22 protein-coding genes and 1 riboswitch are annotated in these 24,971 nt (G+C 39.5%); of the genes, 11 read left to right on the top strand and 11 right to left on the bottom strand.

Annotation, left to right across the window (positions count from 1 at the left end; genetic code table 11):
* Window positions 1–209: 209 nt before the first annotated feature.
* The 5 genes from torD (at window position 210) to BCU68_RS17025 (ending at window position 4,183) form a co-directional block, all read left to right on the top strand.
* Window positions 210–854 carry a molecular chaperone TorD gene (torD, locus tag BCU68_RS05230; protein ID WP_102563741.1) on the top strand — a complete coding sequence of 215 codons (645 nt, stop codon included), beginning with the start codon at window positions 210–212 and terminating at the stop codon, window positions 852–854.
* A gap of 348 nt (window positions 855–1,202) precedes the next feature.
* Complete coding sequence (gene purR / locus BCU68_RS05235; protein ID WP_102563742.1) at window positions 1,203–2,207, top strand: HTH-type transcriptional repressor PurR; 1,005 nt, start codon at window positions 1,203–1,205, stop codon at window positions 2,205–2,207.
* A gap of 162 nt (window positions 2,208–2,369) precedes the next feature.
* A riboswitch (cyclic di-GMP riboswitch) is annotated at window positions 2,370–2,456 on the top strand.
* 124 nt (window positions 2,457–2,580) lie between these two features.
* Window positions 2,581–3,171 carry a TfoX/Sxy family DNA transformation protein gene (locus BCU68_RS05240; protein WP_102563743.1) on the top strand — a complete coding sequence of 197 codons (591 nt, stop codon included), beginning with the start codon at window positions 2,581–2,583 and terminating at the stop codon, window positions 3,169–3,171.
* Between the two features lie 131 nt (window positions 3,172–3,302).
* Window positions 3,303–3,998, top strand: a complete 696-nt coding sequence (locus BCU68_RS05245) for a TVP38/TMEM64 family protein (protein WP_102563744.1) — start codon at window positions 3,303–3,305, stop codon at window positions 3,996–3,998.
* Window positions 3,995–4,183 (top strand): hypothetical protein, encoded by a 189-nt coding sequence (locus tag BCU68_RS17025; protein WP_198591689.1) that lies wholly within the window; start codon window positions 3,995–3,997, stop codon window positions 4,181–4,183. The genes BCU68_RS05245 and BCU68_RS17025 overlap by 4 nt, the downstream gene beginning before the upstream one ends.
* 17 nt (window positions 4,184–4,200) lie before the next feature.
* Here the strand turns inward: BCU68_RS17025 and BCU68_RS05250 are convergent, their stop codons facing one another.
* From BCU68_RS05250 to topA, 4 genes are all read right to left on the bottom strand, one after another.
* Window positions 4,201–5,007 carry an alpha/beta hydrolase gene (locus BCU68_RS05250; protein ID WP_102563745.1) on the bottom strand — a complete coding sequence of 269 codons (807 nt, stop codon included), beginning with the start codon at window positions 5,005–5,007 and terminating at the stop codon, window positions 4,201–4,203.
* A 233-nt stretch (window positions 5,008–5,240) separates the two neighbouring features.
* On the bottom strand, window positions 5,241–6,698 hold the full coding sequence (gene glgA / locus BCU68_RS05255) for a glycogen synthase GlgA (RefSeq protein WP_102563746.1): 1,458 nt from the start codon (window positions 6,696–6,698) through the stop codon (window positions 5,241–5,243).
* A gap of 1 nt (window position 6,699) precedes the next feature.
* Entirely contained in the window at window positions 6,700–7,917 is a 1,218-nt protein-coding gene (gene glgC, locus BCU68_RS05260) for a glucose-1-phosphate adenylyltransferase (protein WP_102563747.1), read from the bottom strand.
* Between the two features lie 501 nt (window positions 7,918–8,418).
* Complete coding sequence (gene topA, locus BCU68_RS05265; protein WP_102563748.1) at window positions 8,419–11,052, bottom strand: type I DNA topoisomerase; 2,634 nt, start codon at window positions 11,050–11,052, stop codon at window positions 8,419–8,421.
* Window positions 11,053–11,529: 477 nt separating this feature from the next.
* Between topA and BCU68_RS05270 the strand changes: the two genes are divergently transcribed.
* Window positions 11,530–11,775: a YciN family protein gene (locus BCU68_RS05270; protein ID WP_102563749.1), complete on the top strand. Its 246-nt coding sequence runs from the start codon at window positions 11,530–11,532 to the stop codon at window positions 11,773–11,775.
* 106 nt (window positions 11,776–11,881) lie between these two features.
* Here BCU68_RS05270 and aroA read toward each other — a convergent pair whose 3' ends face one another.
* Together aroA and BCU68_RS05280 are read right to left on the bottom strand one after the other, a co-directional pair.
* Entirely contained in the window at window positions 11,882–13,162 is a 1,281-nt protein-coding gene (aroA, locus tag BCU68_RS05275; RefSeq protein ID WP_102563750.1) for a 3-phosphoshikimate 1-carboxyvinyltransferase, read from the bottom strand.
* A 169-nt stretch (window positions 13,163–13,331) separates the two neighbouring features.
* Window positions 13,332–13,787 (bottom strand): glycine zipper 2TM domain-containing protein, encoded by a 456-nt coding sequence (locus BCU68_RS05280; RefSeq protein ID WP_102563751.1) that lies wholly within the window; start codon window positions 13,785–13,787, stop codon window positions 13,332–13,334.
* Window positions 13,788–13,820: 33 nt separating this feature from the next.
* Between BCU68_RS05280 and aat the strand changes: the two genes are divergently transcribed.
* From aat to infA, 3 genes are all read left to right on the top strand, one after another.
* Complete coding sequence (gene aat / locus BCU68_RS05285; RefSeq protein WP_102563824.1) at window positions 13,821–14,549, top strand: leucyl/phenylalanyl-tRNA--protein transferase; 729 nt, start codon at window positions 13,821–13,823, stop codon at window positions 14,547–14,549.
* 20 nt (window positions 14,550–14,569) lie between these two features.
* Window positions 14,570–15,268, top strand: coding sequence for an arginyltransferase (locus tag BCU68_RS05290; RefSeq protein WP_102563752.1), 699 nt, complete (start codon window positions 14,570–14,572; stop codon window positions 15,266–15,268).
* A gap of 84 nt (window positions 15,269–15,352) precedes the next feature.
* A complete protein-coding gene (gene infA / locus BCU68_RS05295) occupies window positions 15,353–15,571 on the top strand; it encodes a translation initiation factor IF-1 (protein WP_001040192.1) in 219 nt (72 codons plus the stop codon).
* Window positions 15,572–15,743: 172 nt separating this feature from the next.
* Here the strand turns inward: infA and clpA are convergent, their stop codons facing one another.
* Together clpA and clpS are read right to left on the bottom strand one after the other, a co-directional pair.
* The gene (clpA, locus tag BCU68_RS05300; protein WP_102563753.1) at window positions 15,744–18,005 is read right to left on the bottom strand and encodes an ATP-dependent Clp protease ATP-binding subunit ClpA; all 2,262 of its coding nucleotides are present in this window, start codon (window positions 18,003–18,005) and stop codon (window positions 15,744–15,746) included.
* Between the two features lie 43 nt (window positions 18,006–18,048).
* Entirely contained in the window at window positions 18,049–18,369 is a 321-nt protein-coding gene (clpS, locus tag BCU68_RS05305; RefSeq protein ID WP_102563754.1) for an ATP-dependent Clp protease adapter ClpS, read from the bottom strand.
* 583 nt (window positions 18,370–18,952) lie between these two features.
* Here clpS and cspD point away from each other — a divergent pair.
* On the top strand, window positions 18,953–19,168 hold the full coding sequence (gene cspD, locus BCU68_RS05310; protein WP_198591686.1) for a cold shock domain-containing protein CspD: 216 nt from the start codon (window positions 18,953–18,955) through the stop codon (window positions 19,166–19,168).
* A 133-nt stretch (window positions 19,169–19,301) separates the two neighbouring features.
* On the opposite strand, the gene BCU68_RS05315 is transcribed toward cspD, so the two are convergent.
* Window positions 19,302–21,527 carry an NADP-dependent isocitrate dehydrogenase gene (locus tag BCU68_RS05315; RefSeq protein ID WP_102563756.1) on the bottom strand — a complete coding sequence of 742 codons (2,226 nt, stop codon included), beginning with the start codon at window positions 21,525–21,527 and terminating at the stop codon, window positions 19,302–19,304.
* 328 nt (window positions 21,528–21,855) lie between these two features.
* Between BCU68_RS05315 and BCU68_RS05320 the strand changes: the two genes are divergently transcribed.
* Window positions 21,856–22,554 (top strand): pseudouridine synthase, encoded by a 699-nt coding sequence (locus BCU68_RS05320; RefSeq protein WP_106427124.1) that lies wholly within the window; start codon window positions 21,856–21,858, stop codon window positions 22,552–22,554.
* 148 nt (window positions 22,555–22,702) lie between these two features.
* On the opposite strand, the gene BCU68_RS05325 is transcribed toward BCU68_RS05320, so the two are convergent.
* On the bottom strand, window positions 22,703–23,392 hold the full coding sequence (locus BCU68_RS05325; protein ID WP_102563758.1) for a DUF2057 family protein: 690 nt from the start codon (window positions 23,390–23,392) through the stop codon (window positions 22,703–22,705).
* Between the two features lie 98 nt (window positions 23,393–23,490).
* Window positions 23,491–24,537 carry a porin gene (locus tag BCU68_RS05330; RefSeq protein ID WP_102563759.1) on the bottom strand — a complete coding sequence of 349 codons (1,047 nt, stop codon included), beginning with the start codon at window positions 24,535–24,537 and terminating at the stop codon, window positions 23,491–23,493.
* Window positions 24,538–24,971 lie beyond the last annotated feature (434 nt).

Here is a 24,971-nt window from a genome sequence, read left to right on the forward strand (position 1 = left end):
ATTTTATAAGGCGAATCTATTCATAAACAGTCATAATTCTAGCGGTAACTTTTACTTCTAGCAAAAAGTTATTTTTTTTATCCTTGCTGATTGATGTCTCCACCTGTTAACTTTTTTTCATATTTAATTATTTATTATCACGACTATAGTTATTGCTATTCATCTTATTTGGGTAACATAGCTTAATAACTATTTTGGAGTGAAATATCATGCAAGAAATGAAAGCGTTTAATGAAAAACGTGCTGAAATATACTGGTGGCTATCAAGTTTATTTGCGCATGAGTTAACGCAAGAGCAAATCGAACAATATCAAAGCCAAACTATTCGCTCTTTTCTGTCTGGTTTAGGTGAAAATGAACAACTAGCGCCTTCTGTTGAAGCTTTTACTTCTGCACTAAACAAGTTGCAATCCCGTGAAGATGCTCAATTAGAGTTAGCCGCTGATTTTTGTGATTTGTTTTTAAAATCAGATAAAAATGCAGCCCTACCCTATGCGTCTATGTATATAGGCAAAAAAGGGCTGTTAAATGACGTACCAGCTCAAGAGATGGAAGCACTATTGGCTAAACACAATGTCATGGTTAATCGAGATCTTAATGAGCCCGCTGATCACATTGCAATTGAACTCGATTTTTTAGGTCATCTAATCATTCAATCAAATAGCTTAACAACTGACGATGAAATGAATGCCGCTCTAGAATTGCAAGCCGAGTACATCAATTTACACCTCTCAACTTGGGTACCGCTTTTTGCACAGAAGTGTTCTGAGTTCGATCAATTTGGTTTTTATGCCAGCGCCGCAGAGTTGCTAACCAACTTTTATCAATTAGATCTCATATTCTTAACCGAGTGATCTGATTTAAAATCATACTTAAAGTCAATAGATTACATTGCTACCTACCACTTAATGATAATTTTATTGTTAATTAATTAAATACACTGGGTATGCAAATAATATTCAGTGTATAATTATTGATCCTTCGCTACTCTCGGTCTAAAATTGTGAACGCAAACGATTAAATATGTAATAATTAATAATCGACATTACAATTCGGTTTTTCCGTTCTGTTTACTTATTACCCGATCTAAGCGATTAACCTTGCTGCACTACAATACATTGCAGCCTTTTCGAATAGAAAGATCATTTACTGCCCTTTTCATCTATGACTTGTACTAAGGGGAGTATTCAATAGGACATTCCATGGCTACCATTAAAGATGTTGCACGCTTAGCTGGCGTTTCAACGACCACTGTCTCTCACGTGATTAACAAAACTCGCTTTGTTGCAGAAGCGACACAAGAAAAAGTAAACAAAGCGGTTGATGAACTTAACTATGCACCAAGTGCTGTTGCTCGCAGTCTAAAATGCAATACGACACGCACGATTGGCATGTTGGTTACTCAATCAACTAACCTGTTTTTTTCAGAAGTGATTGATGGCGTTGAAAGCTACTGTTACCGCCAAGGTTACACGCTAATTTTATGTAACACCGGTGGTATTTATGAAAAGCAGCGTGATTATATTCGCATGCTGGCAGAAAAACGTGTCGATGGTATTTTAGTAATGTGTTCAGATTTCACTGAAGAGTTGCGTCAAATGTTAGATCGCCACGCTGATATCCCAAAAGTAATCATGGATTGGGGTCCTGATAGCTCACAAGCCGATAAGATTATTGATAATTCAGAAGAAGGTGGCTACCTTGCGACAAAATACCTACTTGATCGTGGTCATACTGATATCGCTTGTTTAAGTGGACATTTTGATAAAGCGGCTTGTAAGGAACGTATTCACGGCTTTAAGCGCGCTTTAGATGAAGCCAATATAGCCATTAATGAAGACTGGTTACTTGAAGGTAACTTTGAGTGTGATACAGCAGTACTGATGGCTGATAAAATTTTAGCGATGGAAAAACGCCCTACTGCTGTTTTTTGCTTCAATGATACCATGGCACTGGGTCTGATGAGTCGTCTGCAACAAGCTGGACTACACATCCCAAATGATATCTCGATCATTGGTTATGACAACATTGAGCTGGCAGAATATTTCTCTCCACCTTTGACAACGGTTCACCAACCAAAGCGACGCGTGGGTAAAACTGCCTTCGAAATTTTGTTAGAGCGAATCAAAGATAAAGAGCACGATAAACGCATCTTTGAAATGCATCCTGAAGTAATAGAACGAAATACCGTAAAAAGATTAAACTAGTCTCATATCCCCTTGAACAAAACTGATACGGATATCAGTTTTGTGATCTAATAAGTGATAAATCGCTATACAAAAAAAGTTACATGGTGCTATTATTTATTGGATCAACCTCACACTTTTGATTTCTATAGTCTTTGGTTGACCACAAGAAACAGTAATGAGTCACGTACAGGGCAAACCATTTGAAAGGATGGGACGCAAAGCCACCGGCCTTAGTCAATAATTTTGATAGGTAGCGGGGTTGCCGATAGTAATGTTTAGTACAAATATTGATTGATAATTTATCTTTATCGATCGTATTTTTATATTTATTGCTTCTCTCTCGGGCCTGATATTTGGTGGCGTAATCAATTTTACTCCGAGATAATACACTATGGATAAACCAATACTCAAAGACACTATGAGACTGTTTGAACAGCTTGGTAGTATCAAATCTCGTTCAATGTTCGGTGGGTTTGGCATTTTTGTGGATGACACCATGTTCGCATTGGTTGTTAAAAACAAACTACATATACGTGCTGACAAAGCTACAGAGAATGCATTTCGACAGCAACAACTCCAGCCTTATACTTACCAAAAGAAAGGCTTTCCTGTTGTGACAAAATATTTTGCTCTACCTGATGAGTACTGGCAAACACCAGAAAAAATCATGGCAGCAGCTCAACATTCGCTAAAAGTCGCTCGACAAGATAAAGAAGTCAAATCAACAACCAAACCTACGCGTTTGAAAGATCTACCAAACTTACGTTTAGCCACTGAACGTATGTTGAAAAAGGCGGGTATCGAATCTGTCGAAGACCTCCATCAACAAGGCGCAGCTGAAGCATTTAAAGCGATCCAGCAGTCTCAAGCGATGAATCCCAACCTAGAGCTTCTTTGGGCTCTTGAAGGGGCAATAAAAGGCCAACATTGGTCAATCGTTCCTCAACAGCGACGAGATGAATTAATTAGCCACATAAATTAAGCAGAATATGATGCTAAATAAAACCGTACTTTATTAAGTGCGGTTTTTTTGTGAAATTTTATCCTCCTTTCCCCTGTCTAATTAGCTATGCTGTTAAATAACCCATTCATTCATTATGTAAGGAACTCATTATGAATAAAAAATTGATTCTTGGACTCATTTTAATTTGCTGCATTGTTTTTTTAGGCGTGAATTTTGGTCAATATCTAACGTTAGAAAATGCCAAAGCTCAGCAACAGGCTCTCGATACTTATATTAATGATAACTTCATTTCAGCCGCTATTCTTTATTTTGGTGCATATGTTGTCATTACCGCATTTTCCATTCCTGGCGCTGCTGTTGTTACACTGCTTGGTGCGGCTTTATTTGGTTTTTGGACAAGTCTACTACTGGTCTCATTTGCCAGTACTATTGGCGCTACCTTCGCTTTCTTAAGCAGCCGATTCCTACTAAAAGATTGGGTACAAAATAAATTTGGTGATAAGTTAGAAACCATTAATCAAGGTGTGGAAAAAGATGGCGCATTTTATCTCTTCACTCTCCGACTCATCCCTGTATTTCCCTTCTTTTTAATCAACCTGCTAATGGGCTTAACCCCGATTAAAGTGAGTCGTTATTACTTAGCAAGTCAGATTGGCATGCTGCCAGGTACTGCGGTATACCTCAACGCTGGTACTCAACTGGCAGAAATCGAGAGCTTGTCAGGCATTGTTTCACCTTCTGTTTTGGCCTCATTTGCTCTACTTGGTTTATTCCCATTCATTACAAAATGGATAATGAATAAAGTTCGCCAGCAAAAAAGCAATCCAGAGAGTCATGTTCAATGAAGATATTCATAGCCAATAATCCTCCTGAAGCTCACATTGTCTGTCAGTTACTACAGCAAGAAGGGATAGAGTGCGAAGTACGTCATGCATGCAGTGCAATGAGAAAATTGAGGCACAGTTTGATGCTTGCTGGCAATGTGGAACTGTTCGCCTTAAAGCTTAAACGTTTAGTGCTTAGAGCTTAGAGCTTAGAGCTTAGAGCTTAGTAGCTAGCTTGAATTTGTTTATGTATAAAGTCGATGGAGTGTTTGTTAAAGGCTTCTGGTTGTTCGACATTGCACACATGGCCACAACCTGGGATCTCTAATAATTGACTCGACTCATGAGCAGCAACCATATCTTTAACCGGTTTAATAAACATGTAGTCTCGTTCCCCCATCAGATACAAGGTCGGTATTAGCAACTCTTTTTCTTTAAAATAGCGCATTAGAGGGTTTACATCAGAAGTGAGTTTATACCAACGTTTAAACTCTTTTTGGCACAAGTTTTTCGCTTCTCGAATAAAAAGATGACGTGACTCTTTTTGGTTATCCTGAGGCATAACAATGTAAGCAAATAAACGGTATAACCACATATAAGGAATGAAGTGCTTACTTAAATTACCTACTTTAACCAAAAATTGTGAACGTGTATCGAAACGAGTAACCGCACCACCGAGCACCATAGAGCGTACTCTCTCCACCGAAATTTCAGCTAAATTTCGAACAATGATGGTGCCTAAAGACATGCCAACAAAATGCGCTGATTGGATCTTCTGGTGATCTAATACCGCTAAAATATCAAGCGTCACATCTTTAAATGTATAGCGACTTGTCATTAACGTTTTGATGAGCTGTGCAGATTTGCCGTGCCCTCTTAAATCAATCAATAACAGATTAAAGTGCTGACGATAAGCTTTTATCTGTTTAAACCAAATAGACGAACTGCCACCTGCACCATGCACAAAAACAACCCATTCCTTACTGGTTGGGTGGGGAAATGTCTTATGAAAAAGTAAAGGTTCTGCCATAAAAAGCTCAAATATTTAGTTTTGTTGAAAAAGAATCTGTCAGACTAGCACAAATTAAATTAAATTTACGTGATGCCGTATGTGCATACTTGTGTAAAAAACCGTCCAAATCACAACCAAGATAAATAAACAGTTGAAATTATTGGTAAAATGATAAGTTCTTGGATTTGAAAGTAAAAAAAAAGACGCACTTTGGCGTCTTTTTATTGTAACAATTATTACACTCAGAAGAACTAATGCTCTAAGAAAGCTAATTGGTACATCTTTTTGTATTCTTTAGCAGAATCAAGCCAACTAAAGTCAACTCGCATAGCTTGTAATTGAATACGAGTCATCTCTTCTGGTGACTGCAAGTAGAATAAAACAGCGCGCTGCATTACAACTAGCAACGCTTGAGCACTTGGCTCTCTAAAGCTAAAGCCTGTTCCCTTTTCTGGGCTCTCATCATAGTTAACTACCGTATCTTTCAGTCCACCAACTTCACGAACAATTGGCAAGGTACCATAAGCCATGCTATAGATTTGGTTTAATCCACACGCTTCAAATTCTGAAGGCATGAGGAAAAAGTCAGAACCAGCCTCAACAAGGTGAGCATATCGATCACTGTAAGCTTCTAAGAAAGCAAACTTAGTTGGGTAAGCATTAGCAAAATTACGTAATTGGGCAGCAACATCTGGATCGCCCGTTCCAACAATCACTAACTGAACATCATTAGTTAAAAATTGCTGCAACATTGGCAATATGTAATGAAAGCCTTTTTGATGCGTTAAGCGACAAACCATACCAAATAGTGGCAGATCTCTGTTAGGTAAACCAAGTTCTTGTTGGATCAGCGTTTTACTGGCTAACTTACCCGCTTTCATGCTCTGTGCATTATCAGTGTAAGTTTTAGGTAATAGCTCATCACGATTCGGATCCCACTCAGAGTAATCACAACCATTAACGATACCGTGAAGATCACGAGAACGGTGTGAAAAATCATCAACTAGACCATGAGCACCAAGTGGTGTCATTAGCTCTTTTGCGTAATTAGGGCTAACCGCATTCACTTTATCGGCATAAGCGATACCTGCACGTAACGTACTGATACAGTCATGACCATATCTCACATTCTCAGCACTACTAAAGTGTAGCTCAGGTATTATCTCTAAATCATCGTACTTAAAAATGCCTTTAAAAATCGCATTATGAACCGTTAGTACACTTTTAATGCCACTAAATCGCTCATCCGATTGATAACGAGTTTTAAGTAAAAATGGTACAAGACCGGTATGCCAATCATTGGCATGAACAACATCTGGTTTAATACCAAGTTTTGGCAGTACGTCTAAACTAGCAGCAGCAAAAAATGCAAAACGCTCACCGTTGTCTTTATACGCTTCATTATTTTCAGCATATAAAGCGTTACGTTCGAAGTAGTGATCACACTCGATGGTGTAAACAGGAACACCATCTAACTCCATCGTCGCAACTTGATACGCAGTATGTGGCCAATGCTCAAGTTCTGTCGATAAGATAATATTTTTATCTTCACGGTTTGGTAATAAGCTGTAACCAGGTAGCACAATGGCTACCTCGTTACCAAGTTCCTGTAAGGCTTTAGGCAGTGCTTTAGCAACATCGGCTAAACCCCCACTTTTTACAAGACCTTGAGCTTCTGAAACGGTAAACCAAATATTCATGTTTTCCATCTTAGAATCCAACTTTTGTTCCTTTTGCAATAACCACAATACCTTCTGAAGAAACATGGAAACGTTGAGCATCCAACTCTAAATCTTCACCAATAACTGTACCTGGTGCAATTTCTACATCTTTATCAATGATTGCACGGTTAATGGTACAACCAGCACCAATTTTCACATCACCAAGAATAACAGATTCACTGATAACAGAACCTGCAGCAATGTTACTGCGATAACCTAGAACGGATTTATAAACAATAGAACCTTGAATGTAGCTACCGCCAGAAATCAAGCTATTGGTTACCTTCACTTTACGGTGATCAGCATCAACGAATGTTGCTGGTGGCAGTGGTGGGTAGTACGTATGTAGAGGCCAGCTACGGTTATATAGAGAGAAGTCTGGGTCTTCGCCTAATAAATCCATATGTGCAGACCAGTACGCATCAATCGTACCTACATCACGCCAGTAAGTGGTTGGCTTCTCACCTGGAATATCATTGGTAGAAAAGTCGTAAACATAAACATCCCCTTCTGGGAACATTTTTGGAATAATATCTTTACCAAAGTCATGGCTAGACTCTTGGTTATCAGCATCTAGTTGTAGTTCTTCACATAAAGAGACTGAATCAAAGATGTAGTTACCCATAGAAACTAGAGCAACATCGGTATGTCCTGGAATTGGCTTTGGATTTGCTGGTTTTTCTTCAAAGCCAATCATTTTACCGTTTTCATCAACTTCAATAACACCAAATTCAGACGCTTCAGCTAGCGGCATGCGCAGTGCTGATACTGTCAATTTTGCTTTTGATGCCTTATGAAAATCAAGCATTTGGCGAATGTCCATTTTATAAATATGGTCAGAGCCAAAAATACATACTTGTTCAGGATTAGCCTCTTTTATAAAGCTAACATTTTGGTAAATTGCATCAGCCGTTCCCTCATACCAACGCTTACCATCTCGCATTTGTGCTGGAATAGAATCGATGAAACGATCAGTGATACTAGAAAGGTTCCAACCTCTTTTCATATGAAGGTAAAGAGATTGAGATTTAAATTGTGTTAGAACAAACACACGCATTAAATCAGCATTAACAAAGTTGTTAAGAGCGAAATCGATAAGACGGTAACTACCGCCAAATGGTACTGCAGGTTTACTGCGTGATTCAGTTAAAGGTCTTAAACGAGAACCTTCGCCACCAGCAAGAATCATACCTAATACACCAGCCATTATATTACTCCATTTATTTAGCTTATTTTTAATCAGCACACACCGTAATAATTACTATTGGGGGGGTGAATACTGATCATTAACTTTTATGCTAATTTTTTAACACCACTCCTGTAGTGTTACTTTAGCCAACTACCGCGCTATATTGCACTTTGTTTCTTATAATCTATACAGTTTGAAATAGAATACAATTGCCAAAGTGATTTCTTTCTCTTGTGAAAGTCATTGCTTTGCTAACTCGTTATAGAGGTCACACTATAAGGCACCACACTAAACACGAAGTTAACAAAATACCAACTACAACACCACATTAGTGTGCGCTGATTCATATAACCATAGACTTATTTCGTGACTAAAATGTGACATTTATGCTACTCATATAAGATATACAAATAAAGTTTAATTAGCAATAGAGTCACATCACATATTTCACGAAGAAAATTAACATTGCAGCAAAAAAAAACAGCGACCTAAATCGCTGTTATTTTCTAATTGAAAGTGTTAAGCCTCTTTTTTAGGCTTTTTACGTTTATCCGTAATTTCCCACTTCCCGTCGACATAAAGCCCAGTCCAACCTGATGGCTTTCCATCTACCTCTGATCGTATGTAGTTCTCTTTTGACTTACGGCTAAAGCGAACGACAGCAGGTTTTCCATCTGGATCATGCGTTGGTGCTGTTGCCAGGTATTGGAACTTTGGTGAAATGCGGTCTTTAAACCTCACCATCTCCTCAACCAATGGCGCTCGTGTTTCACGTGATTTAGGGAAGTTACTTGCTGCCATAAATAGACCTGAAGCGCCATCTCTTAATACAAAGTAAGCATCGGAGTTTTCACAAGGTAGTTCCGGTAAGTGAACAGGATCTTCTTTTGGTGGCGCAACTTCACCATTTTTTAGGATTTTACGTGTGTTTTTGCAATCATCATTCGTGCAATCCATGTATTTACCAAAGCGGCCATTTTTAAGCACCATGTCACTGCCACACTTATCACATTCAACAAGTGGACCGTCATAGCCTTTGACTTTGAACTCACCAAACTCAACAACGTAGCCTTCACAATTCGGGTTATTACCACAAACATGCATTTTACGCTTATCATCGATAAGGTATGCATCCATCGCAGTTTCACAAATTGGACAACGTTTCTTAGCTCGTAAAGCCGCGGTTTCAACATCTTCCTCTAAGACATTGATGATGCCCTCTTCATCACCTAAGTTGATCGTTGTCTTACAACGTTCTTTTGGTGGTAAAGCATAACCAGAACAACCTAAAAATACACCGGTAGATGCCGTTCTTATGCCCATCTTACGAGAACAAGTTGGACATTCAATATCCGTTTCGACGATATGATTTGGTTTCATACCACCGGCATCTTCATCAAGATCGGCTTTTTCTAAATCACCCGTAAAGTCCGTGAAGAAGTTATCTAACACCCCTTTCCACTTCGCCTGACCTTCCGCAACTTGGTCTAACTTCTGTTCCATGCGAGCAGTAAAGTCATAGTTCATCAGATCATTGAAACTACCGTTTAAACGGTCAGTCACAATTTCACCCATCTTCTCTGCATAGAAACGACGTTGCTCTACTTTTACGTAACCACGATCTTGAATTGTAGAGATAATTGACGCATAGGTAGATGGACGACCAATACCACGCTTTTCTAACTCTTTAACTAATGCCGCTTCAGTAAAACGAGCTGGTGGCTTGGTAAAGTGCTGTTTTGGCTCTAGAGCATTTAATTTCAATATATCGCCAATTTGTACCGCTGGCAGAATGGTATCTTCATTCTTACCCATTGGACGCTGAACGCGAGTCCAACCATCAAACTTAAGGATTCGACCTTTCGCTTTTAATGTAAACTCATCCGCTTTAACACTCACGGTGGTTGAATCGTATTGCGCTGGCATCATTTGACAAGCGACAAATTGATTCCAAATTAATGAATACAATTTATGTGCATCGGCATCGACACCATTTAAGTCATCTGTTTTTACACTTACATCTGATGGACGAATCGCTTCGTGAGCTTCTTGGGCACCCTCTTTACTTCCGTAAACCAGTGGCTTTTCAGGTAAGTAGTTACTACCGAACTCAGTACCAATAAGCTCTCTTGCAGCCTCTACAGCTTCTGAACTCAAGTTAGTTGAGTCAGTACGCATATAAGTAATGTAACCAGCCTCATATAGGCGCTGAGCAAGCATCATGGTCTTTTTCACACCATAGCCTAGGCGAGTACTTGCCGCTTGCTGTAGTGTTGATGTGATATAAGGCGCAGATGGTTTACTTTTTGTTGGTCGATCTTCGCGCTTACACACTTCATAAGCGGCATTTTCTAATACTGATAATGCGGCTTTTGTTTCGGCTTCATTAACAGGCTTGAATGCTTGACCGGCTTTCTGTGCAACCATTAAGCGAAATGGCGTTTCATCTTTTGTTTGTGTATCGGCATGCACATCCCAAAACTCTTCAGGGATAAATGCATTGATTTCACGCTCACGCTCTACTAACAGTTTGACCGCAACGGATTGAACACGACCAGCAGAAAGCCCTCGTGCAACTTTTTTCCATAGCAAAGGTGAAACCATGAAGCCCACAACACGGTCAAGGAAGCGACGTGCTTGCTGTGCATTAACACCATCCATGTTGAGCTCACCCGGTGTTTCAAAGGCTTGCTGGATAGCATTTTTAGTAATTTCGTTAAAAACAACTCGTTTGTATCGCGATTCATCACCACCGATGATCTCACGAAGGTGCCATGCGATAGCTTCTCCTTCGCGGTCCAAATCGGTTGCGAGATAGATATGGTCAGCATCTTTGGCTAGCTTTTGCAGCTCTGCAACCACTTTCTCTTTACCAGGTAGCACCTGATAGTTTGCTTCCCAGCTATCGTAAGGGTTAATGCCCATTTTTTTAATTAAAGCTTTACGGTCTTTTTCTTTTTTAATACGAGCTTTTTCTTCTGGACTCATACCTTTTGTCGAAATAGCCGCGGCTTTCTGACCTGTACTTTGACCTGCCGTTGGAAGATCACGCACGTGACCGACACTGGATTTAACGACAAAATCTTTGCCAAGATATTTATTAATAGTTTTGGCCTTGGCTGGCGACTCCACTATAACGAGCGATTTACCCATATTGACACTAACGTCCTTAATCACGATGCATAGATACTATATAAACAATAAATACTAATTTATCCCTTATAAGCATACTGCCGAAAATATTGCTTCTTTTTACTATTGTGCGAGTCAGCAAGAATATCAACCTGTTTTTTTCATTTTGATGTTGATTGCTCGACAATTCGACGAATGCAGCACAATAGAAGCCCTAACCAATGCAATAGCTTCCCTGACCATTGCAACTAGAAACATACTATGTCTACTAAATCAACAAACGCTAACTTTATTGAGTAATATTTGCAATAAATCACAAAATATTCTCTAATATTTGCTTAATTAGCCTTTATTTATGATTATTCATCATTGCATTTTTTACGTTATGATGAGAAATATCTATTTTTAATGCTGTTTCTATGGCGCAATAAAAAGCAAATATAGACCGTTCTACTTCGTAGTTATTATCAACATAATTAATCCTCAAAGAGATCCAAAATGAGTCATAAAAAGCCAATTTCAGAATTCGAATTACTCTTAATTGCTAACCAAATCATTCAAGAACATGAAGATTATATTGAAGGAATGCGTGCAACTTCCGTAGAAGAGAAAGAAGAAGTGTTAGTTTTTAAAGGCGACTACTTCTTAGATGATAATGGGCTTCCGACAGCGGCAACTACGGGTGTTTTTAATATGTTCAAGCACCTAGCTCATCGCCTATCTAATGAGTTTACTATCGTTTAAAAGCAGTGGTAATCAATAACCAAAACGGCAACATTCTCTGCTGCCGTTTTGAAAGTGCCAATTAACATTTGTACTTTGACAGCTGTAAATCTTATATCAATAGTAACTATTGGCTAAGCTGTTTGAATTTATCAAAATAGTCTGGGAATGTTTTTGATGTGCAGCCTGGATCATTAATAGTCACAGGAGTGTCGCTAAGCGCTACTAGTGAAAAGCACATCGCCATGCGGTGATCGTCATAGGTATCAATAGCAGCATGTGTTAACGCTTTTGGCGGCACGATAGTGATATAATCCTCACCCTCTTCCACCTCTGCCCCAACTTTACGTAGTTCTGTCGCCATAGCAGACAAGCGATCCGTTTCTTTTACACGCCAGTTATAAACATTACGGATTGTTGTCACCCCTTCGGCAAAAAGCGCTGTTGTAGCAATGGTCATCGCTGCATCTGGGATATGGTTAAAATCAAGATCGACGGCTTTTAAGTCACCTTTACGTGCAATAACGTAATCATCTCCCCACTCAATATCTGCACCCATTTTTTCAAGTGCATCAGCAAATTGAATATCACCTTGGATACTCTTTTTACCGATACCCGTTACCTTTATAGCCCCACCTTTAATCGCAGCAGCCGCTAGAAAATAGGAAGCAGAAGAAGCATCGCCTTCAACTAAAAAGTCACCAGGCGCTTGGTAGTGCTGACCCGCTGGAATAACAAATTGTTGGTATTGATTATTTTCTACTTGCACACCAAACTGCGCCATAATATGCAAAGTGATATCGATATATGGCTTAGAAACTAAGTCACCAACAATATTGATGGTGACTTCACCATCAGCAAGTGGTGCTGACATTAGAAATGCGGTAAGAAATTGACTTGAGATAGATCCATCGATTGAAACTGAACCTGACTTTAGCCCTGTTGCTGAGATTTTAAGTGGCGGGTAATTCTCATTTTCTAGGTATTCAATATCGGCGCCCGCTTGTCGTAAAGCAGTAACAAGGTGCCCAATTGGACGCTCTTTCATTCTTGGTTCACCGGTTAAGATAAACTCACCTTGACCTAAACATAGAGCAGCAGCTAATGGACGCATTGCTGTACCTGCATTACCTAAAAAGAGTTCTTGCGCTTGCTCAACACTAAATGGTTGACCTAATCCTTCGACCTCACACGTTGTTTTATCATCAGAGAGTGAGTAGTTAACTCCTAACTGACTTAAAGCATTCAACATATGACGAATATCATCACTATCAAGTAAATTCGTTAGTCGAGTGGTTCCTTTTGATAAAGCCGCCAAAAGTAAAGCGCGATTTGATACACTTTTTGAGCCCGGTAGATTTACTTCCCCATCAATATGAGATACTGGATTAAGAGTTAAGCTTTCCATTAATTTAGTCTTTCCTTGATTCGAGATTGCTGTCATTGTGGTAACCAGCGATGAAAATTTTTCGTACTCTCAGACTAACTAACTTTAAACTTGAACTCCAGAGCTATTAACAAGTAAAGAAGGGAATATTGTTATCCCCTCCTCATCAGGCTCACAATCTCTCTTGCCACTAGTAAGCGATATCCACTCTCACCCCATCATCAAAATAGAGAATACGTACATCATCACCTTCGTTAAATCTCATACTGCTGTCAAAATCTTGTATTACATCAATCACTTTTCCTTTGTTTGTTTTGATGAGTAGTTCAACTAAACGATACTGTATTGTGGTTATTTGATTACCGTATTGACGAGCTGCACTGGCTCCAGCGATAGCACCGACGGCTGTCGCTACCTGCTTACCTGTTCCGCCTCCAAATTGATTACCAATCAAGCCGCCAATAACGCCACCGAGTAACGTCTCCCAGCCATTGGCATGCGACTGTTTAATCTCTTGTTGGGTAATGTAACGCACGACCTCTACTTGACCATAAACTACCTCATTAACAGGACGCGCCGTATTTCGTTGATACGCCGCATTGGCTAACATCGGGAAAAAGAGTATGATCCATAACCACTTTTGCATAATATATCTCCACTTAAATTTTCACTCAGCCTTATGACTATATACATTACTGAACTTGAGAAAGACAATTATCACTTTCCTTCTTCTGAGCACGCTCTAAGTGACCCTAATGGCTTGCTGGCATTCGGAGGGGGCTTAGAACCTGAACGTATTTTATTAGCCTATGGTCAAGGTATCTTTCCTTGGTATGGTCCAGGTGAACCAGTGCTATGGTGGAGTCCTTGCCCTAGAGCCATGTTTAACCCAAAAGTTTTTCAACCGGCTAAGAGTCTCAAAAAGTACCAAAAAAAGCATCAATACACTGTCAGTATTAACCAAGCAACAGAGCAAGTTATTCAGCTTTGTGCTTCTTTACGTCCTGCCGAGGAAACCTGGTTAAATGAAGATATGCAGCGTGCTTATATTAATTTAGCAAGTAAAGGCCATTGCCACTCCGTTGAAGTATGGCACAAAGATCAACTCGTTGGTGGCTTGTATGGCATCCTTCGCGGTAAAGTCTTTTGTGGTGAGTCCATGTTCAGTACGGCAACTAACGCTTCCAAAGTTGCGCTATGGTATTTTTGCCAGCACTTTGCCCAACATGGTGGTGAATGGATTGATTGCCAAGTGATGAACCCTCACCTTGCCAGTTTAGGAGCAATTGAACGCTTACGTACCGATTTTTTATCTGATCTGCTATCTTTAAAAAAAGAAGATGTTGACGCGCACTGCTTTCTGCCTCAGTTGATAACTCATACGCCCACTATAAGTGACCTGAAATAGCATAGGAAATCAACACTGCCATGAGCACCAGTTTACAACAAATTAAAATTGGCTTAACTGATAGTCACCCATGCAATTACCTACCGACTGAGCAAGAGCGGGTTGCGGTTGCTCTAATGCCTGAAATGCACACAGTTGAGTCCTATGAGATACTGCTCGCTAATGGCTTTAGACGTAGCGGAGAAACTATTTACAAGCCACATTGTGAATCATGCTCGGCTTGTCATGCCCTTCGTATTCCCGTTCCTGACTTTGTTCCATCAAAAAGTCAAAAAAGAATCATCAACCAATGTCAGGAATTTCGCTGGGAGCTTAAAGACAATATGGATGAAGATTGGTTTGACCTCTATAGTCGATATATCTCGGCAAGACACGCTTCTGGTTCTATGTATCCACCGAAGGAAAGTGACTTCTTTCAATTTTCTCAATGCTCTTGGTTAAACACCAAATTTTTGCATATTTACCAATCAAATAAATTAATTGCCGTTGCAGTTACTGATTTGATGGCGCATAGTGCAAGTGCTTTCTATACTTTCTTTGACCCAGAGATGAAGCTGTCGATGGGAACAGTCGCTATTCTTTTTCAGTTAGATTATTGTAAAAAAAACAATAAACAGTGGCTATATTTGGGCTATCAGATCGATGAATGCCCTGCAATGAACTATAAAGTGCGTTTCAAACGTCATCAAAGGCTAGTAAATCAGCGGTGGCAAGGGTAGAATACGCCACAACTTTATATATTTAGATTTTGACGGAAGAAATTTCAGTCCGTTAAAAACCGCCAAGTTTCTAAAGAGGATTAAATGGCTAAAGAAGACGTAATCGAGATGCAAGGAACTGTCCTTGACACTTTACCAAACACTATGTTCCGCGTAGAACTAGAAAATGGTCACGTTGTGACAGCTCACATCTCAGGTAAAATGCGTAAAAACTACATCCGCATTCTTACGGGTGATAAAGTAACTGTAGAGATGACTCCATACGATCTGTCTAAAGGTCGCATCGTCTTCCGTGCTCGTTAATATTCATTATCGATTGCAATAAAAAGCGGAGCTTAAAGCTCCGTTTTTTATTTTACTCTATAGCATGTATTAAAAAGCCTAAGTTGATAACAACTTAGGCTTTTTTTATACTTCAATTAAATTCGTTAAATCACTCAACTCATCCAATCTCAGTGTGTAAGCTACTCGATAATTAATGTAATGCGGCCTCTTTGGCACCAACATACTCAAAGACTAACTCATTATCACTTAGTGAAACGACAACGGTACCACCATCGACAAGTGAGCCAAATAGTAGTTCATTAGCTAGTGGTTTTTTCAATTGCTCTTGGATAACACGACCCATAGGACGAGCACCCATGGTTTTGTCATAACCTTTCGCTGCTAACCACTGACGAGCATCTTCAGACACTTCCAAAGAGACACCACGAGCATCCAGTTGTACTTGTAGCTCAACAATGAATTTATCAACAACTTGGTGGATAACATTTTGATCTAAGCTATTAAACCAAATAATATTATCTAAACGGTTGCGGAACTCAGGCGTAAAGACCTTCTTAATTTCCGCCATAGCGTCAGGACTGTGATCCTGCTGGATAAGACCAATAGATTGCTTCTCTGTCTCTGTCACACCAGCGTTGGTTGTCATCACTAAGATAACATTACGGAAATCCGCTTTACGACCATTGTTATCAGTCAGTGTCCCGTTATCCATAACCTGTAATAGTAAGTTAAAGATATCAGGGTGAGCTTTCTCAATTTCATCAAGTAATACAACTGAGTGAGGGTTTTTAATCACTGCATCAGTCAATAGCCCGCCTTGATCGTAACCGACATAGCCTGGAGGCGCGCCAATTAAACGACTCACTGAATGGCGTTCACCATATTCGGACATATCAAAACGCAGCAACTCAATACCTAATAGCTTCGAAAGCTGTACCGTAACTTCTGTTTTACCAACACCGGTAGGACCTGCAAATAAGAATGAACCAACCGGTTTATTATCAGCGCCTAGACCCGCTCGAGTTAACTTAATCGCTTCACTTAAAACATCAATAGCAGGATCTTGTCCAAAGACCAGCATTTTCATCTTCTTATCTAAACGCTTAAGAATATCTTTATCTGAAGACGAGACTGATTTTTCTGGAATGCGTGCCATCTTAGCAACCATAGCTTCAATATCAGCAACCCCGACTGTTTTCTTACGACGGCTTGCGGGTGCTAAACGGCTACGAGCACCGGCTTCATCAATAACATCAATCGCTTTATCTGGCAAATGACGCTCATTAATGTACTTAGCGGATAGCTCTACTGCTGCTCGTAACGCTTTATTTGTGTATCTAACTTCATGGTGAGCTTCATACTTAGGCTTTAGACCAATCAGTATCTTAGTCGTGTCATCCAATGATGGTTCGATAACATCAATCTTTTGAAAGCGACGAGACAATGCACGCTCTTTTTCAAAAATACTGTTATATTCTTGATAAGTCGTCGAGCCAATACAGCGTAATTTACCACTACTTAATAACGGCTTAATTAAGTTCGCTGCATCCACTTGACCACCAGATGCGGCACCAGCACCAATAATAGTATGGATTTCATCAATAAATAAGATTGCATCGTCTTCTTTTTCAAGCTGTTTCAATATCGATTTAAAACGCTTTTCAAAATCGCCACGATACTTAGTTCCTGCCAATAAAGAGCCAATATCTAATGAGTAGATGATACTGCTTTTAATGATTTCAGGAACCTGACCTTCAACAATGCGCCATGCCAAACCTTCAGCAATCGCGGTTTTACCCACACCAGCTTCACCCACCAGTAATGGATTATTCTTACGGCGGCGGCACAATACCTGAATAGTACGTTCTAATTCTTGATCACGCCCGATAAGAGGATCGATATTGCCATTTTTGGCTACGTCATTAAGGTTAGTGGCAAAATTCTCTAAGCGATCCTCTGAATTCGTTTCTTCTGCACTCTCAGTATTGAAAGACTCAGGAGCGGACTCATTAGAAGAACCTTTACCGATACCATGTGAAATAAAGTTAACAATATCAAGGCGACTAATGTCATTCTTCTTCAATAAATATGCGGCATGTGACTCTTGCTCACTAAAAATAGCGACTAAAACATTCGCACCGGTAACTTCACTTCTTCCTGATGATTGCACATGAAAAACGGCACGCTGAAGCACACGCTGGAAGCTTAGTGTTGGTTGAGTTTCTCGGTTTTCATCTTTTTCTGGGATAAGCGGTGTGGTTTGATCAATGAAAATATCGAGCTCACTGCTTAAAGCGGCAAGATCGGCTTTGCAGGCAGATAACGCCTCCTTAGCCGCATCATTTTCCAATAATGCAAGTAGGAGGTGTTCGACAGTCATAAACTCGTGTCGTTTATCTCGTGCACGGGAAAACGCACCATTCAAACTTGTCTCTAATTCTTTGTTCAGCATAAGTACCTCCTAGGGGGAGCAACGCTGTTGCTCAGGCAAATTTTTATACTTGCTCCATAGTACACAGTAACGGATGTTCATTATCTTTTGCATACATCGTTACTTGCGCCACTTTTGTTTCTGCAATTTCAGCACTGAAAGTACCGCAAACTGCTTTTCCTTCATAATGTACCGTGAGCATAACTTGTGTTGCTTTATCTATATCTAAAGAAAAAAATCGCTCTAAAACGTCGATAACAAAGTCCATAGGAGTGTAATCATCATTATTAAGAATAACGTTATACATAGCCGGTGGTTTAATTTGTGTTTTTTCTTTCTCCAGTAAATCTGAGTCTGGAGTAACCCATTCAAAATTTTTGCTCATATCACTTCAAAGTAAGGGAAACTTAATCCTAATGTAAAAAAATTAATTACAGAAAATCATATTAACATATGACGGCCACACCATATCAAGACCTCAGTATACAGTATCAAAAAGATAAGAATGTTAAGGCTACCTTAAGTATGACATTTTGTAGCACTAGGCAGAGAACATGTTTGATTTATTGCCTGCCAATATCCCTTAACCTAAAGACTAAGCCAGCATCTCAACACCTGCAAATAAAACGACCTAATTTTTCATGGTTTAATCGAATAAAAAAACATATGTCGACTTTTTATTCTAGTTTAACTCATTTTGCCGTTACAACTGATAAAAGTAACAAATTACCCGGTATCCTACTAAACCAATTTGTCATGTAACGTCATGCATTAAAAAAGAAATTAGTCGAAAATTTCGCTTAAGAAATATTGACTGTGCCCAAACATTGACTACATTAAATAATAGTGAGTTATTTTTAACCAGTTTTATTACTAACATGCTTTTCTGCATCAGAAATATCAATATGATAGCAGTTTAGAGCTCGATAATGACAACGTCAGTAAACAATGCATGAGGGATGTATAGCATGGCTACAGGTACTGTAAAATGGTTCAACAATGCCAAAGGATTTGGGTTTATTTGTCCGGAAGGTGAAGAAGGTGATATTTTTGCTCATTACTCTACGATTCAAATGGATGGTTATCGTACCTTAAAAGCAGGTCAACAAGTCGACTATGAAATAGAAAAAGGCCCTAAAGGTTGCCATGCTAGCTCTGTCGTTCCTGTAGAACAAGCAAAGTAATACTTACCCATTTTTAGAGATACACAACCGTCTATAACTCGTATTACCTTATAACGCTAATGATGAAAAAAAACCGCATATACAGTCATCAGTATGTGCGGTTTTTTATTATCTTGTTACCAATAGCCAAATGTTATCGATTAATAATCGCATTTAACGTTTCACTTGGTCGCATTAACCCAGAAACTTTGCTATCAGAAAGAGCGTAGTATCCACCTAAATCGCCAACAATGCCTTGGGCTTGATTTAGTTCAGTTACAATACGTTCTTCATTATCAAGTAGTGCTTGAGCTATCGGAGCAAATTCATAAGCAAGCTCACCATCATCAGATTGCTCTGCTAATGCTTTTGCCCAGAATGTTGCTAGATAGTAATGGCTACCACGGTTGTCTAACTCACCGACTCTACGCGATGGTGATTTATTCTTATCTAAGAACTCACCTGTCGCTTTATCAAGTGTATTCGCAAGTATTTGTGCTTTAGCATTACCTGTAACGGTGCTTAAGTGCTCTAGTGAAGCTGCTAGTGCTAAAAACTCACCTAAAGAGTCCCAACGTAAGTGGTTTTCTTTTTCAACTTGCTGAACATGCTTAGGAGCCGAACCACCAGCGCCAGTTTCAAATAAACCACCACCATTCATAAGCGGTACGATTGATAGCATCTTAGCGGATGTACCTAGCTCTAAGATTGGAAATAAATCAGTTAAGTAATCACGCAATACGTTGCCGGTAACCGAAATAGTATCCAAACCTTCTTTAATACGAACTAATGAATACTCAGTGGCAGCGACGGGAGTCAGTACCTGAATATCTAATCCGTCAGTATCATGCTCTGGAAGGTATTGCTCTACTTTTTTAATCAGTTGCGCATCATGAGCACGATCTCTGTCTAACCAGAAAATAGCAGGAACGCCTGATGCTCGAGCTCGAGTCACTGCAAGCTTAACCCAGTCTTGAATTGGCGCATCTTTTACTTGGCACATACGGAAGATATCGCCTTCTTCCACATCTTGCTCTAATAACACAGTGCCGTTAGCATCGATAACTTGTACAACACCTGCAGAATCTAAAATAAAGGTCTTGTCATGAGAACCATATTCTTCTGCTTTTTGTGCCATCAAACCAACATTAGGAACACTACCCATTGTTGTTGGATCAAAAGCACCGTACTGCTTACAGAATTCAATCACAGTCTCATAAACACCAGCATAACTACGATCAGGAATAAGGGCTTTCGTATCTTGTAAACGACCTTCTGGGTTCCACATTTTACCTGAAGAACGAAGCATTGCTGGCATAGAAGCATCAACAATCACATCACTTGGAACATGAAGGTTGGTAATACCGCGATCAGAATCAACCATCGCTAACGCAGGTTGCACTTCATATACTGCCTGAATTGCCGCTTCAATTTCTTCTTGCTGGGCTTGTGGTAAAGTCGCAATTTTAGCGTAAACGTCACCTAAACCATTATTAACATCCACACCTAACGAATCAAATAGCTCACCATATTTCGCAAATACATCTTTATAGTAAACCTTAACGGCATGACCAAAGATAACAGGGTCAGACACTTTCATCATCGTCGCTTTTAAGTGTAGAGAAAGCAGCACACCTTGCTCTTTTGCTTGAGCAATCTCTGCTTCAAAGAACGAAACCAACGCTTTTTTGTTCAAAACCGCCGTATCAATGATCTCTTTATTTAGCAGTGGGAAAGCTGACTTAAGCACTTTCTTGGTACCATCCGTTGCCGTGAACTCGATAGTAACGTCAGTCGCTTGTTGTGTGGTTAATGATTTCTCACTACCAAAGAAGTCTTGCTTAGCCATACTTGCTACATGTGACTTTGAGTCTTTAGCCCAAGCGCCCATAGAGTGTGGATTTTTCTTCGCGTAATTTTTTACCGATAATGGAGCGCGGCGATCTGAGTTACCTTCACGTAATACAGGGTTAACGGCACTACCTTTGATTTTGTCATAAACAGATTGAATAGCTTTCTCTTCATCTGTTCCTGCTTCTTCTGGGTAATTTGGCAACGCAAATCCTTTTTGCTGCAACTCTTTAATCGCGGCTTTTAGCTGAGGAATCGATGCCGAAATATTTGGCAGCTTAATAATATTCGCTTCAGGCGACGTCGCGAGTTCACCAAGTTCAGCAAGTGCATCCCCGATTTGCTGCTCTGGTGTTAAGTGCTCAGGGAAGTTAGCAAGAATACGCCCTGCCAGTGAGATATCACGAGTATCAACATTAATACCAGAAGAGGCTGTAAAAGATTGAATGATCGGCAAAAGTGAATAAGTTGCCAATGCTGGAGCTTCATCAGTAATGGTGTAAATAATAGTTGGTTGTGCTTTAGGCATGAAATTTCCCTATTGTTCTAACAGACTCTTCTATCAATTGAAGAGTGGTGAAAGTTAACACGGTTACCTCACACTAAATTGGTATAACTTAGAGTAAAGTAACGGTTTTTAGCGGCACTCTTTTTTGTATTAACTCAGTATAAAATCCAAAATATACCCAGTTAAAATCCATGAGTGCACGGTTTACGCTTATATAATTAAACAAAAAGACCCAAATAGTCTATTATCTTGTGCATTGTTGTACCATAAGGTGCGCAATTTTAGCTTAAATTCCAATTACAATGAACTTCTGTACACAACTCATTTACAATTTTGCAAGGTAGTTAACATGTCTTCACGCCCAAGTCGTGCACGATCATCAAGTGATTCATCCAAACCCTCTGGTCATTTTAAACGCACAGCTAACAAAAGCGGCTCATCTAAATATCCAACTAGACATAAAACCAATAAACATAACTCAAGCAAACCTTCTAAGCCTCGCATACCGTTGAGCGAACGTATCGTCATCGTTTTTAATAAACCATACGATACTCTAAGCCAGTTCACTGACGGAGATGGACGTAAAACTTTAGCCGATTATATTGATGTTAAAGATGTCTATGCCGCTGGTCGCTTAGATAGAGACAGTGAAGGTTTACTTGTTTTAACCAATGATGGTATCTACCAAGCACAACTAACACAGCCACAAGCAAAACAAGCGAAAACTTACTGGGTACAAGTTGATGGTGCACCCAGTGAAGAAGATTTAGATAAATTACGTCATGGGGTTCAACTAAAAGATGGTATGACACTCCCAGCAAAAGTCGAGATCATGTCAGAGCCAAATGTATGGTCACGAACTCCACCTGTACGCTTTCGTGCTGAAATACCAACAACTTGGTTATCAATTACGATTACCGAAGGGCGTAATCGACAGGTTCGCCGTATGACTGCCAATATTGGTTTCCCTACCCTACGTCTAATTCGCTATTCAATGGCTGATATGGCAATTGGTGATCTTCAGCCTGGCGAGTGGAAAAAGCTTTAGAATGACACACCGTTATTCTGTTGGCATTAACTCACAATAATTGCTCGTCAATCAAGATACCGTTTCAACAAAATATAAAGCAGGGATGCTGATTTATATACACAAAGATCAATTCAATCAGCCACCAGAACTGGACGATCTTAGGTGATCACTCCTGATCAACTAACCACTTTTTAAATAACTTTTGATCTTCGTGCGATGTCTTTTGATACCAAGCTTTTAATTGACTCAGTGACTTAGAGTCAGCCCCTTGCGTATCTGTAGCGATCGTAGCCATAGCAACTGGCTGTTCTATTGCTTTCTCTGTGAGCGTAGCGGCCTGTGAGAGCTGGCTGGTTGCGATAACATAACTCACTTCAACGGCAGCGATACCACCTTGTTTATTATATTGCTCAGCTTCTTGATTAATATTACGATTAATCTGCACGCCATTATTTTTAAGCTCATCTTCTAATAATGAAATCACATTACCTTCGCCATTGGCTAACTGCCAGTCTAGCGTTTGGATTTGTCTTTCTGCTTGATTCAAGCTCTTGTATTTCGGCACAACAAAGTGAACATCACTATTCTCGGCGCTAAATTTGGCAATAATCGTTTTACTGTAAGCTTTTTTTCTTGAATCTCGATTTTCAAATACGGGCTCATATTGAAAGACAATCTGATTTTCGCCATTAGGTAGAGTCTGAGTCTTATTTGATGAGAATAACTTACCTTCTAATGCTGGGGAATGCATATTGACCGATAAGAGATCGATCTCTTCAGGTACATGTAAAGTAACATTGGCATAAACGGAAAAAGAGCTACACAACATAACGAGTGTGGTAAAACGAGAGAACATATCGATTCCTAATTTATCAAATAAACAACGAATTACATTGATGTTATAAAAAAACCCAGCCTAAGCTGGGTTTAATCAATCGTTAACAAGTAATGTGATTACCAGTATACACGAGCACCAATAGCGAAGTTCGATTCACCATCTGCAATTTGCGCAGGTACAAAAGTATCAGATGCTTTATTACTAAAGCCTAGTGTTGCACCATCAGCATAGCCGTATTCTGCGTAAACGCGTGCCCAACTTGCCATTTTGTATTCAGCACCTAGATAAAATACATTGCTGTCATCTTCATCTGTCTCAAAAAACTCAACAGCTGAGTTATTTGCATCTAGTTTTACGAATTCATAACCAGCGTACATTGTCGTTTTATCAGCAACTTTAACCATACCCGCTAAAGAAAGGCCATTTGAATCAACTTTTTGATTACCATTATTATTTTCAAGCTCAGCGTAGTAGTACGTTGCGCCGACTAATGCATCACCAAATGTATATTCTGCTGTAACTTCAAAGTATGTGTTTGTTACATCAGCAATTAGTGCTTCAGTATCTTCATCATAACTGTGATAAGTATCTTGGCCAATACCAGCATGCAGCGCTAGGTTATCAGCTACAGTCGTACCTACAAATAGTTCGTACAGCTCATTATTAGTATCGTTCTCATCTAGACCAATACCCGCTTTTAACCAAAAATTATCTTGCTCAAGTGAGTATTTAATATGTGAATCATGCTCTGCACCATTTAAAGTACCGTAGAATAAAGCTGAACCACCGAAGAAGTAAGAGTAATCAGCACCGTACACATCATCCGATGTCGTCCACTGCTTACCAAACTTCACTGTACCCGCATCTTTAGTTGCGAAGCCGAAGATGTGTTGACGAACGTTAACGTCAGAGTTATCTCTAACACCCACTTCTACTAGACCAAGAATAGATAGCTCATCCGTTAGTGCGTATTGAGCATCAATACCCATACGTGAAGAACCTGAACTTAGGTCTGCGCTGTGATCATTACCATCTAGAAATTTAAGTTCAGTACGTAGTTGACCGTAAAAATCTACACTACCGTTATCTGTCTTAAGAATTTCTGCTGCGTTAACTGAACCCGCTGCTGCGACTACTGCAAGTGCTAAAAGAGTCTTTTTCATAATAAATCCACTGCCTTTTCTAAAAGTAGGAAATCCTTTCCCGGTTCCCTTTGTTATATGAAAAAAGACGTTCTCACTCTATGGTGATTTGTCTCTTCCCTGAAATCTGGTTCTAGATTGCAAAAGTTACACTTACATGTCAAACAATCTAAAAACAACACACCAAAAATATAAAACCAACATAAACAACAACTTAAGCAAGCTGCATTTAGGTTTGACCAATGAAGACAAAGCAAAAATGTAGATATAAAAAAACATAAATAAAGCACAAAAAACTAGTAACATGACAAATGAGCAGGCAAAGGAGCCATAAAAGTGTAACATTGCGCAATAAAATATCGCTTTTCATTAACTAAGCGTTAACAGCACATGTGCAATTAAAGTTCATTATTTTTTTGTGACATAGCTCTCCTTTTTAATCAAAAGCATAGCCT

It is taken from the genome of Vibrio sp. 10N.286.49.B3, from assembly GCF_002873395.1.
Taxonomy (GTDB): Bacteria; Pseudomonadota; Gammaproteobacteria; order Enterobacterales; family Vibrionaceae; genus Vibrio.

Excerpts from the sequence above, each read along its gene's own strand:
- torD (WP_102563741.1), top strand. The coding sequence starts at position 210 with ATGCAAGAAATGAAAGCGTTTAATGAAAAACGTGCTGAAATATACTGG.
- purR (WP_102563742.1), top strand. The coding sequence starts at position 1,203 with ATGGCTACCATTAAAGATGTTGCACGCTTAGCTGGCGTTTCAACGACC.
- BCU68_RS05240 (WP_102563743.1), top strand. The coding sequence starts at position 2,581 with ATGGATAAACCAATACTCAAAGACACTATGAGACTGTTTGAACAGCTT.
- BCU68_RS05245 (WP_102563744.1), top strand. The coding sequence starts at position 3,303 with ATGAATAAAAAATTGATTCTTGGACTCATTTTAATTTGCTGCATTGTT.
- BCU68_RS17025 (WP_198591689.1), top strand. The coding sequence starts at position 3,995 with ATGAAGATATTCATAGCCAATAATCCTCCTGAAGCTCACATTGTCTGT.
- BCU68_RS05250 (WP_102563745.1), bottom strand. The coding sequence starts at position 5,007 with ATGGCAGAACCTTTACTTTTTCATAAGACATTTCCCCACCCAACCAGT.
- glgA (WP_102563746.1), bottom strand. The coding sequence starts at position 6,698 with ATGGAAAACATGAATATTTGGTTTACCGTTTCAGAAGCTCAAGGTCTT.
- glgC (WP_102563747.1), bottom strand. The coding sequence starts at position 7,917 with ATGGCTGGTGTATTAGGTATGATTCTTGCTGGTGGCGAAGGTTCTCGT.
- topA (WP_102563748.1), bottom strand. The coding sequence starts at position 11,052 with ATGGGTAAATCGCTCGTTATAGTGGAGTCGCCAGCCAAGGCCAAAACT.
- BCU68_RS05270 (WP_102563749.1), top strand. The coding sequence starts at position 11,530 with ATGAGTCATAAAAAGCCAATTTCAGAATTCGAATTACTCTTAATTGCT.
- aroA (WP_102563750.1), bottom strand. The coding sequence starts at position 13,162 with ATGGAAAGCTTAACTCTTAATCCAGTATCTCATATTGATGGGGAAGTA.
- BCU68_RS05280 (WP_102563751.1), bottom strand. The coding sequence starts at position 13,787 with ATGCAAAAGTGGTTATGGATCATACTCTTTTTCCCGATGTTAGCCAAT.
- aat (WP_102563824.1), top strand. The coding sequence starts at position 13,821 with ATGACTATATACATTACTGAACTTGAGAAAGACAATTATCACTTTCCT.
- BCU68_RS05290 (WP_102563752.1), top strand. The coding sequence starts at position 14,570 with ATGAGCACCAGTTTACAACAAATTAAAATTGGCTTAACTGATAGTCAC.
- infA (WP_001040192.1), top strand. The coding sequence starts at position 15,353 with ATGGCTAAAGAAGACGTAATCGAGATGCAAGGAACTGTCCTTGACACT.
- clpA (WP_102563753.1), bottom strand. The coding sequence starts at position 18,005 with ATGCTGAACAAAGAATTAGAGACAAGTTTGAATGGTGCGTTTTCCCGT.
- clpS (WP_102563754.1), bottom strand. The coding sequence starts at position 18,369 with ATGAGCAAAAATTTTGAATGGGTTACTCCAGACTCAGATTTACTGGAG.
- cspD (WP_198591686.1), top strand. The coding sequence starts at position 18,953 with ATGGCTACAGGTACTGTAAAATGGTTCAACAATGCCAAAGGATTTGGG.
- BCU68_RS05315 (WP_102563756.1), bottom strand. The coding sequence starts at position 21,527 with ATGCCTAAAGCACAACCAACTATTATTTACACCATTACTGATGAAGCT.
- BCU68_RS05320 (WP_106427124.1), top strand. The coding sequence starts at position 21,856 with ATGTCTTCACGCCCAAGTCGTGCACGATCATCAAGTGATTCATCCAAA.
- BCU68_RS05325 (WP_102563758.1), bottom strand. The coding sequence starts at position 23,392 with ATGTTCTCTCGTTTTACCACACTCGTTATGTTGTGTAGCTCTTTTTCC.
- BCU68_RS05330 (WP_102563759.1), bottom strand. The coding sequence starts at position 24,537 with ATGAAAAAGACTCTTTTAGCACTTGCAGTAGTCGCAGCAGCGGGTTCA.